Raw genomic sequence first — 9,993 nt, 5'->3', positions numbered from 1 at the left:
CCTGGAAGCGGAAGCTGGGGGCGGGGCTGAGGGCCTCGCCGCCGATCAGCACCTGACGGAGGGTGGCAAGGCGGCGGCGCATGGCCTCGTCGGTCTCCAGGAAATCCACCAGGAGGTTGAACACGGAAGGCACGAAGTCGGTAACGGTAACCGCGTGGCGTTCGATCAGCTCGGTTATGTAAGGGTAGTCGAAGCCCACCATCGGCGCCGGCAGGACGCTGGGGCGGCCATTGATCAGGGGCCAGAAATACTGCCAGACCGAGGCATCGAAGATGTGCGCGCTGGTCTGCAGGATGACGTCCGACGGGCCGCAGCCGTAGCGCCGGTTCATGTAGGTCAGGCGGTTGACGATCCCCCGATGCCGGTTGATGGCCCCCTTGGGCTTACCGGTGGAGCCGGAGGTGTAGATCACGAAGATGGGGTCGTCCGAGGTGACACCGGCATCTTCGGGAGGCTCGGTGGGGTCCAGCTGGTCCAGGCTAAGGGGCAGGGCCTCGGCCTGTTGGGGCAGGGGCGGGGCGGTTTCGGCGCCCGGTCCCAGCAGGACCAGCGGCTGCTCGGCGACGTCGGTCGTGATCTGCTCGATGCGCTCCGCGGGCCAGTGGACGTCCATGGGCACAAAGGCCGCGCCCGCCTTCATGATGCCCAGCATGGCCACCGGCAGGGCCAGGCTGCGATCCATCAGCAGGGGCACGAGGTCGCCCGGACCGATTCCCCGACTACGCAGGTCCCGGGCAATGGCGTTGGCCCAGCCCTCCACCTCCCGGTAGCTGGCCTTTCGTCCCTCGAAGATATAGGCGCAGGCCTCCGGGGTATGGGCCGCCTGCTCGGCAACCAGCTCGTGGAGGCACCGGTCCGACGGATAGTCGGCATCGGTGCGGTTGAATTCCTGGACCACCCGGCGGTGCTGCGCCGGGGTCAGCAGCGGCAGCTGGCCGAGCTTTTGGTCGGGTGCCTCTATGGCGGATTGGGCCAGATGCAGGAAGTTGGTGAGGAGCTGTTCCGCCGCTTCGGCTTCCAGCAGGTCGGCGTTGTAGGCGAGGTGGAAGGTGCACGCGTGCTCGCCCTGGTCCGCCACCAGATGGAGGTCGAGGGGGGTCGAGCGCGGCAGGACGGCGAAGGGCGCCGGCCCGGGAGCGGCGGGCTGCTGCCTGAGCTCGAGCAGGACCTGTATGAGGGGCGGATGGGCGGCGCTGCGGTGGATACCCAGCTCCCGGACCAGCTGGGTAAAGGGGATGTCGCCATGGGCGAAAACCTCGGCGGCCTTCTCGCCCGTGCGGCGGGCGTGGCTCCGGAAGGTGGCATCCATCGCCATCTCGGCAAGGACCGGGAGCCAGTTTTCCCAGCGGCCGTCGCCGGCGTCTCCTTGGGGCCGTTCGACGGACCAACCGAGGACCAGCTCGTCCTGCCGGGTGTAGCGGGCGATCAGGACCGAAAAGGCCGCCAGGAGGAAGGCCTCGGGGTTGCCGTCGGCGTCCCCCTGCAGGTCCTCGGTAAGGGCCCGGTTCAGGGCCGACGGGCCTTGCGCGCTCACCACGCCGTCCCGATAGGTGCGTCCGGTGGTCCTGGACTGGCTGGCAGGCAGAGCGACCACCGGCGGCTCCCCTGCGAGCTCGGCTTCCCAGAATGCCCGTTGCTGGGTGTGGGACGAGGCCTGAGCGGCTGCGGGCTCCCTTCCGGAAACGCCTTGTCTGCCGCCCTCTCCCTCGAGGTCCGGTAGCTGGTTGTAGGCCCGATGGATACCGACAAGCAGCTCCGCGGGCTCCCGGCTGGTCAGGGCAAGCCGATGGCCTACCAGTACCAGGAGACATCGATCCGGCTCCCCCCGGATCAGGGAGCAACGCACCAGCGGCGGGTCGGCCAGGTCGAAGGGCTCATCCGCCGCTTCCTGCAACCGCTCACGAGTCTCCTGAGGGTCCTTGGCCTCCTTCACTCCAAGCTCGAAGGGGGCGGCGGTTTCAACCGCCTGGGGCTGGCCGCTGCGGGTATGGAGCCCCCATCGCAGCCTCTCCCGCGAGGCGAGCACTTCCTGGACGGCCTGACCAAGCAAACCGTCGTCGACTCTTGGGGTAACCTCCATGGCCGCCGCGACGTTCTGGGACGAGGTCCCGGGGTGGCTGCGCTCGAACAGCCAAACGCCCTCCTGGGTCGCGCTAAGGGAACGGCTCCGCTGTGTTGGGCTGTTGGCGGTCATGGAGGTGTCGGCAAGACTCGTCGAGGCGTGGGAGTTGTGAGAGAGTTTATGTCATTGTAGGGAGTTCATGCCAGGATCCTTGCAAGCCCGAAGGCGGTATTATGGGTCGAGGGTGACGGGGCGTGACCTTGGCGGTGGGTTCGGCTGGACTGCTGCTTAACCGGGAGGACCGTTTTGAATTTTCCGCCCACTGTTTACCTGGTAGGGGCCCAGAAGGCCGGGACCACCTTCCTGGCGTCGCTTCTGGACCAGGATCCGCAGATCCGTGTTAGCCAGCCCAAGGAGCCCCATTTCTTCACGCAGAACTGGGAGCGGGGGCTGGAATGGTATCGCTCCTGCTTTCCCGAGCCGGATTCGGCGGAGATCCTTGTCGACGCCTCACCCAGTTATTCGGCGGCTCCCGTCCATAGAGAAGAGGTCCTTGTCCGCGGCGAGGAACCGGGACGGATGGCGGCGGTTCCTCGGCGGATTGCCGAGGTGGCCCCGGGGGCGCGGTTTATCTACCTGCTGCGGGATCCGGTGGAGCGGGTGTTTTCCGCCTATTGGCATGACGTCCGGATCGGGGAGGAGGCTCGCCCCTTTCGCGAGGCCCTGCGCCAGGAGCCAAAATATCTGAATATGAGCGACTACCTGGGTCAGATCCGACACTATCTGCGCTTCTTTCCCGTGGAGCGGTTCCTGTTCCTGCGCTTCGAGGACCTGCGCGCCGATCCCCAAGTTCGGGTCCGTCAGGTGACGGAGTTTTTAGGAACGGAAACAACGGCCGAGGTGGTGACAGATACAGGGCGTCACTCGGGCTACCGGCCGGGCGCGGTGATGGGAGGGCTCTTGGCGGCCCGCAAGCGGGTGCCCGGTATGGATAGCCTGCAGGAAGCGGTTTGGTCCATGCTGCCCGTGGCGGCCCGTGAGCGGCTTCGGCGGCACCTGGTCCGGTCCCTGCCGGAGCTGGACCCGGACGATAGGGAGATGCTCGCAGAGCATTTCCGTCCCATGGTCGAGCCCCTCCAGGAAATGACCGGGCTGGATCTGTCGGTCTGGGGGATTGCAAGGACAAACCATCCCTCGGGTAGGGGGAAAGTCACTGCCCGATCGGAGGAGGAGCAATGATACGGCACAGGTCAGTCGCAGGCCCGAGGATGGCTTGCGCCCTTGTCGGTCTTTTGGTCGGGGGCATGGGGGCAGCCGCCCCGCTCCAGGCAGAGGTGCGTGTTGCCGGCCCGGGCGACTACCGGAGCAAACTCCAGAAGCTGGAGCCGGGTGACACCCTGGCCCTGGAGTCGGGCGATTATCGACGGGGACTCGATATTCACGGGCTTGAAGGGAAGCCCGGCAAGCGCATCCACATTGCGGGGCCGGCGGACGGCCGCAAGGCGGTCTTCCACGGCAAACCGGGGCGCAATGTGGTGAGCATCGTGGATTCCGCCTATGTCACCATCCGCCACCTGCACATCGATGGCGGCGGCAAGGCGGTGGACGGGGTCAAGGCGGAGGGCCATGCCCGCTTCGCCCACCACATCACCCTGCGCCATCTGGTGATCGAGAATCAGGCTCCGAATCAGCAGATCGTGGGCATCTCCACCAAATGCCCGACCTGGGGCTGGGTGATCCGGGACAACGTCATCCGCCGCGCCGGGACCGGGCTGTATCTGGGCGACTCCGACGGCAGAGCTCCCTTCGTGGAGGGCCTGATCGAGCACAACCTGGTGGTGGATTCCATCGGCTACAACATGGAGATCAAGCACCAGGACGGGCGGCCCGAGCTGGACGGTATGCCTGAGGAACCCGTCAACACGACTATTCGGCACAATGTGTTCGTCAAAGGGGAAAACTCCGCCGACGGTGACAGCGCCCGGCCCAATGTGCTGGTGGGCCATTTCCCGCCCGAGGGCCAGGGCTCCAAGGACCGTTACGCCATCTACGGCAACGTCTTCTATCGCAATCCCACCGAGGGCCTGCTCCAGGGCGAAGGCAGCGTGGCCCTGTACGATAATCTGTTCGTCAACCCGGCGGGCGACGGCCTGGCGATCATGCCCCATAACGGGCAGCCGCGCCGCATCTGGATCTTCCACAACACGGTGCTCGCCAAGGACACGGGGCTTTTCTTCAAGGCTACGGACGCGACGAGCGAGCAGTTGGTGGGCACCAATGCCGTGTTCGCCGAAACGCCTTTCAGCGGCAATTTCGAGCGCAACCGCGAAAACGTGACGGGCAGCTACGGGGAGGCCGGCAGCGCCTTCGCGGCACCCTTCGCCGGACTCGGGCAATTGAACCTCTGGCCCCAGGGGGACCGGCTTAGCCTGCAGGCGCCTCTGCCGGGGATGATCCTTTGGCAGCTGCCGGATGCCCGCCGGGACTTCGAGGGCCGACGGCGTTCCGGGCAGTTCGCCGGGGCCTATGCCGGCTCCGGGGAGGGCCCCGAGTGGCTCCCGGCGCGGGCGATCAAGCCCGAACCGACCCGCCTGGCGCCCTCCCAGTCTGAACGCGGGGAGGGCGGGGCTCGATGAGGAAGACCGGGAAGCTGACGCTTTTCATTGCGGGGTGGCTGCTGACCTTGCCGCTGACGGCGGTTGCCGGTCTGCCGGAGGTGATCGAGCGCACCGAACGGGCCATTGTCGCCGTCGGCACCTACAACCCCTTGGGCCAGCCGGCGGCTCAGTTCAAGGGCACGGGCTTCGCGGTGGGCGACGGCCATCGGGTGCTCACCAATTACCATGTGCTGCCCGAAGGCCTTCCCGCCAATGAACAGACTTATCTGGCCGTGTTCGCCGGTCGGGGCGATCGGGTGCGGCCGATGCGGGCGGAGAAGGTTGCCGTGGACCCCAAGCATGACCTGGCCCTGCTGCGTTTCGAGGGGGAGGCCCTGCCGGCCCTCGAGCTGGGGAGCTCCGGGGCGGTCCGTCCCGGCCATCGCGTGGCCTTCACCGGGTTTCCCATCGGCATGGTGCTGGGGATGTATCCGGTAACCCACGAGGGTCTGATCTCCGCCGTCACCCCCATCGCTACCCCGCAGGGGCAGGCCCGGTCCCTGGACAGCGCGACCATCAGCCGCCTGGAGGAACCCTACGAGGTGTTCCAGCTCGATGCCACCGCCTATCCCGGCAACAGCGGCAGCCCCGTCTACCGGGAGGAAACCGGCAAGGTGGTGGGGATCCTGAACATGGTCTTCGTCAAGGAGAGCAAGGAGTCGGTACTCCAGAAACCCAGCGGCATCGCCTATGCCATTCCCGTCGAGCATGCTAGGGCGCTTTTGGGGGAGGGGAAGTAAACCCCATCCCGGGGGTTGTAGGAGCCCGGCTTCGCCGGGCGAGCGGTGGATGATCATCGGGGGGGACCGAAGGCTCGCCCGATAAATCGGGCTCCTACACAACCGTGGCTCTTGTAGGAGCTTGGCTTTGCCGCGCGAGGTGTTGCTGGGTTGGCACGGACGCCAAAAACGCCTCGTCTGAGGAATCGGACTCCTCCGAGGACCGGAAACGCCGCCGTGCCGTATGTAGGAGCCCGGCTTGCCCGGGCGAGCGGTGTATGGGCCCCGGAGCCGACCCAACGGCTCGCCCGCTAAATCGGGGTCCTACGGGTGCCGGAGCCAACGCGGTAGCGCCGTTTTGTAGGAGCCCGGCTGTGCCGGGCGAGCCGTTCGCCGGACCGGGGTCCGTCCCTCGAACGGCTCGCCCGATGAATCGGACTCCTACGGGGGAAGGGGGATGGGCATGGTGGCTGGCTGTGCCTGGGCCGCTGCCTTTTGCGATTGCGAGGGGATTTATGCATCCCGATTATTCGCGGGGAACCGGAGCGGTTCGGACACCCGCTGGCTTTACCCTCATCGAGCTGGTGGTGGTGATCACCATCCTGGGGATCCTGGCGGCTGCGGCCCTGCCCAGATTCGTGGATTTCCAGGACGAGGCCCACAGGGCATCGGTCCAGGGGACAACCGGGGCGCTGGCGGCGGCCGTGTCGCTCGTGCACTCCAAGGCCCTGATGAAGGGGCTGCCCGAAACTCGGACGAAAAACCTGGATATCGATGGTGACGGGGCGGATGATGTCGCCGTCAACACCTCGGGGTGGCCGGTGGGGGGGGGGCGAATACCCAATTGGGGGGGTTCCGCTCCGGCTGTAACCAGGTATAGCAGATTATCTTGAGAGATACCCCCAGCTGTTGCGGGCCGGATCTCGATTACATGATCCAGGGCAACGGAACGATCTGCACCTACGACTACCAGCGCTCCACCGACGTGGACGGCGTCGATCCCGAAATTATGTACAACGTGGATACCGGCCAGGTTCGGAATAACTTCTGAGCCGCTCCATGGGGCCGCAGGGTTGCTGATTACCCGGCGCGCATCGGTTTGGTGGCTGATGCAGGGAGGGAAGCCGGGCAAGCCTCGCCCGCCGGCCAGGTTTCGAAAGCCTTTACACGCCGGGCCGGGGGCTGGAGCACCTGCCTGGAAAGTGGCGTGCGTTCCGAAGGTCCCCCGGAACCGTACATGTAGGAGCCCAATTCATTGGGCGAGCCTCTCGGTCAGAGGGGCCTGCGGTGGGGGGAGATGGGGCCCGTGGGGCTGCCAAGGGCAACCGCCGGTGTCGAAATTCTTTACGGCTAGGGAGGGGGGCGTAAAGCCACGATGCCCCCGCTGCGTGGGTTGTGTAAGTTGGCCTGGAATTTGTTCCCTTACAGCTCAAAAGGCCTTTGTCCTTAACCTCCGGAGAACGGGCTTATGCGTCCATCCCTCCTCTCCAGCGCATTGATGGGGGTGGCCCTCGCGCTGCCGGCGGTCCCTGTCAGCGCCTTAACCATCGACAATTTCACGGTTGATCAGGTCCTGAGTAACTCCGGCACAGGCACGGCAAAAAGCGCCTCCACCGGATCGGCTTCAAATATCGTCGGCGGTGAGCGGGAGATCGTGAATACCATTACTTCCAACCCCAGCAATAACTTCCTGGATATCATCGCCAACGGCGGTGATAACGACGAATACTACCAAAAGCAGGGGAAAGAAGTTGTCGGATCCTCCGAGGTCATCCGGGACGGTTCGGATAACACCGTCGGGAGCAACGATAACGGGCTCGGTGGTGTGGACTTTACCGGTGGCGGGGACTTTTCCGGGCTCGATGTGGTCGTCCCCTTCGATGACCCTTCAGTGGACATCGAGTTTACCTTCACCCTGTCGGGAGGGGGCAGCACCGCCAGCACCCTCAGCCTGCCCGGCAATCTCAACAGCCCGCAGAGCTTCTTTCTGGCCTAAAGTGGCTTTTCCGGGTCGAATCCGACAAGCATTATCGACAGCGCGGATGGCCTTGTCATGAAGGTCGAAGGCGTTGGTAGGCTCGATCTCACCCTGGATCGGGTGGCAGCCGGCAACCAGACTCACCCTAGCGTTCCCGTCCCCGGCACCCTCGCCCTCATTGGTGCCGGCCTGATCGGCCTCGGGGCCATCGGGGCGCGCCGGCGCTATTTGCTGGCCTTTCCTTTGCCTGGCTCAGGGCCCGCGGGTAGCGACCCGCGGGCCCTGTTGTGTGCCTTCCGCTAGGCCCTCGCTGCCGTAGCGCGCCAGCGCCATCGCCAGTAGAAGCAGGGGATCGGTGATCTCCGCGGTATGCGTCGCTGGCAGCCAGCGCTGGACCCATTCCAGGACGCCCAGAAAGCCCGCTCCTATGAGGGGGGCTCCGGCGCGGAGCCCGATGCCCGCCAGCAGCTCCACGAGCAGGCCGTAGAAGAAGAGTTTCTCCAGGCCGACCCAGAGGTTGAGGCGCAGGTTGCCTTCCAGGAATCCCACCATGGGCAGCCATTGGAAGGACCCGGGCACCAGCGCGGGGTCCCACGGGGTGAGCGCGGTTGCCCCCAGCCAGATCATCAGGAGGACGAGGAGGAGCCCGGCCCGCACCCGGGCGGCGAGGGGCAGGCCGGCAAGGAGCAGGCCCAGGCCGCCGCCCAGCAGATCGGAGGGATCGGGTGCCCGGTTCACGATCAGGATCTGCGCGGTGTAGACCCCGACCAGGGCCGTGATGGGGCCCAGCAGGGGCAGGGGGAGCCGGGTTCGGCTGGCCCACAGGTGGGCAAAGGCTCCCCAGCCGACCATGGCGCCCAGGAGGTCCAGGGGCGCGATTTCCGGGTGAAGGAGCAGGGGCTTGAGGGCGTCCTTGAAGGCGTGCCAGTCCAGCGAGGGCACGAAGGGGAAGGTCCCCGTCGCCAGCCACAGGATGAGCAGGAGCTCCGGGTAGGAAGCACCGGGCCGGGGCCAGATGCTTGGCTGCTGCGAACCGGCGGGGGCTTTCGCCACTGCCATGGCCGCAACGGTGCCGGCAAGGGTCCCCACCAGGTTCCAGAGCCCGTCCCAGAGGCTGGGTATCCGGCCCTCGATGACCACCTGCAGGATCTGGACACCCAGTCCCACGCCCAGCCCGGCAGCCGCCGCGGTAACCAGTCCCCGTTTCCGGGTTGGGGCATACACCCCGAGCAAAAACCCCAGTGGCAGGAACAAGAGGACGTTGGCCAGGATATCGCCGAAGTGGATCGCGGGTGGTGCGAGGCTGAGCAGGTTCCTCCAGTCGTCGGGGGAGGGTGGGAATACGATCCGGAAGGGATAGAGGGAGCCGTAGATAATGACGCCGGCGACGAGCCAGGGGCTTAACCGGCGGGCCGTGCCGCGGGTGACGGGGCTAGCGGTCATGGCGGAGCCCCTATAGCGCGGCGGCGGCCAGGGCTCCGAGGGCATCCGCCACCACGTCCGTCGCCGAGGGGAAACGGCCCGGGACGTAGGCCTGATGCCATTCGTCCGCCAGTCCGTAGGCGATGGTCAGGGCGAGACCGATGCCGATGGTCCACCCCTTCGGGAGATAGGGGGTGAGGCCCCGGAACCAAAGGACGGCCAGAAGCCCGTAGGCCAGCAGGTGCAGGAGGTTTTGCAATGAGGGCGGTACCCAGGCCAGGGAACGCGCCAGGCCTTGCGGCTCTTCGCCGGGGATCTCGCCAGGGATGGCGGAGAGGGTGAAGAGCCCGGCCATGTAAAGGAACGGCCATAGCAGCCGTGCCCAGGGGTTTTTGGGCCGCGCCGCTGGAGTCGGTTGCCGTTCTCAGGGGGGTAGGTGGGGGCAAGAAAAGGGGCTCCGTTGCGTGCTGAACGAACGGCTCGCCCGGCGCAGCCGGGCTCCTACGGGGGCGCGTTCTTTGCCGCGGTGCGCGGGTTATCGTAGGAGCCCGATTCATCGGGCGAGCCGTTGTTTCGGGGCTTTCCTAACAATCCATACTAGCCTATAAGGGAAAGGTTAAGAGGGCGACTGGGCTGCCTGGGCCAATCCCGATCAGGGCGGCCGGCCCAATCCGAAGACCGCCCCTACAAACCCCCTTACCCGGGCGAGGCGGACAGTCCGTTCCCTGTACCTTCCATGGCCTTCGGCCAGGCGGGCAAGTGTCTGAACAAAATAGGGGGGAGCCCGGAAATGGGCAAGGGCGGCGCCGTTGCCGGTCCTGTCCGCCGGCCTGCAAGACCCTCTGTCAAAGCCTCCTTTTAAAGGCGATTCCATGCGGACGGTTAGCCTGTTTAAGCATCACGTCAAGGCCATCACCCTGGTCCTGGGCGGCCTGGATTTCTTGACCTTCGTTGCGGCGATCCTCGCGGCGGCCCACATCCGGGTGGGGAGCTTGGAGCAGGCCCTGTCGGAGCATGCCCCGGCGGGTTTGCCCGGCGTTGCCCTGGCCGCGCTAGTCATGGTCGGCACCATGGTGGCCACCGGGCTCTATCAACGCCGCTCCGGGCAACTGCTGCCCTGGCTCCTGCCGCGGCTGGCGATCGCCTTCGTCATCG

At 66.1% G+C, this 9,993-nt stretch carries 10 protein-coding genes; 7 read left to right on the top strand and 3 right to left on the bottom strand.

The genetic code is table 11. From position 1 onward, the window contains the following. On the bottom strand, positions 1-2,194 hold a 2,194-nt coding region (locus tag V5A19_RS12860), incomplete at its 3' end, for an AMP-binding protein (protein ID WP_332327889.1). A 174-nt stretch (positions 2,195-2,368) separates the two neighbouring features. Between V5A19_RS12860 and V5A19_RS12855 the strand changes: the two genes are divergently transcribed. The 6 genes from V5A19_RS12855 (at position 2,369) to V5A19_RS14420 (ending at position 7,719) form a co-directional block, all read left to right on the top strand. Next, positions 2,369-3,301: a sulfotransferase family protein gene (locus V5A19_RS12855; RefSeq protein ID WP_332319764.1), complete on the top strand. Its 933-nt coding sequence runs from the start codon at positions 2,369-2,371 to the stop codon at positions 3,299-3,301. Between the two features lie 65 nt (positions 3,302-3,366). Next, the gene (locus tag V5A19_RS12850; protein ID WP_332327888.1) at positions 3,367-4,698 is read left to right on the top strand and encodes a hypothetical protein; all 1,332 of its coding nucleotides are present in this window, start codon (positions 3,367-3,369) and stop codon (positions 4,696-4,698) included. After that, positions 4,695-5,459 (top strand): S1 family peptidase, encoded by a 765-nt coding sequence (locus tag V5A19_RS12845; protein ID WP_332327887.1) that lies wholly within the window; start codon positions 4,695-4,697, stop codon positions 5,457-5,459. The genes V5A19_RS12850 and V5A19_RS12845 overlap by 4 nt, the downstream gene beginning before the upstream one ends. 494 nt (positions 5,460-5,953) lie before the next feature. Then, positions 5,954-6,331, top strand: a complete 378-nt coding sequence (locus V5A19_RS12840) for a type II secretion system protein (RefSeq protein ID WP_332327886.1) — start codon at positions 5,954-5,956, stop codon at positions 6,329-6,331. Positions 6,332-6,906: 575 nt separating this feature from the next. Next, complete coding sequence (locus V5A19_RS12835) at positions 6,907-7,434, top strand: hypothetical protein (protein ID WP_332319873.1); 528 nt, start codon at positions 6,907-6,909, stop codon at positions 7,432-7,434. Positions 7,435-7,491: 57 nt separating this feature from the next. Next, complete coding sequence (locus tag V5A19_RS14420; protein ID WP_443081474.1) at positions 7,492-7,719, top strand: PEP-CTERM sorting domain-containing protein; 228 nt, start codon at positions 7,492-7,494, stop codon at positions 7,717-7,719. Here the strand turns inward: V5A19_RS14420 and V5A19_RS12830 are convergent. Continuing rightward, positions 7,669-8,859: a VanZ family protein gene (locus V5A19_RS12830; protein ID WP_332319872.1), complete on the bottom strand. Its 1,191-nt coding sequence runs from the start codon at positions 8,857-8,859 to the stop codon at positions 7,669-7,671. The two genes, V5A19_RS14420 and V5A19_RS12830, sit on opposite strands and share 51 nt — an antisense overlap. Positions 8,860-8,869: 10 nt before the next feature. Beyond that, a complete protein-coding gene (locus V5A19_RS12825; protein WP_332319871.1) occupies positions 8,870-9,193 on the bottom strand; it encodes a VanZ family protein in 324 nt (107 codons plus the stop codon). Positions 9,194-9,710: 517 nt separating this feature from the next. Between V5A19_RS12825 and V5A19_RS12820 the strand changes: the two genes are divergently transcribed. Then, positions 9,711-9,993 (top strand): hypothetical protein (locus tag V5A19_RS12820; RefSeq protein WP_332319870.1); only part of this gene is annotated, 283 nt, incomplete at its 3' end.

It is taken from the genome of Thiohalorhabdus sp. (genome assembly GCF_036628635.1).
GTDB lineage: Bacteria > Pseudomonadota > Gammaproteobacteria > Thiohalorhabdales > Thiohalorhabdaceae > Thiohalorhabdus.
The sequence above is the reverse complement of the archived record's forward strand: the minus strand, read 5'-3'. Positions and strand labels throughout refer to the sequence as shown.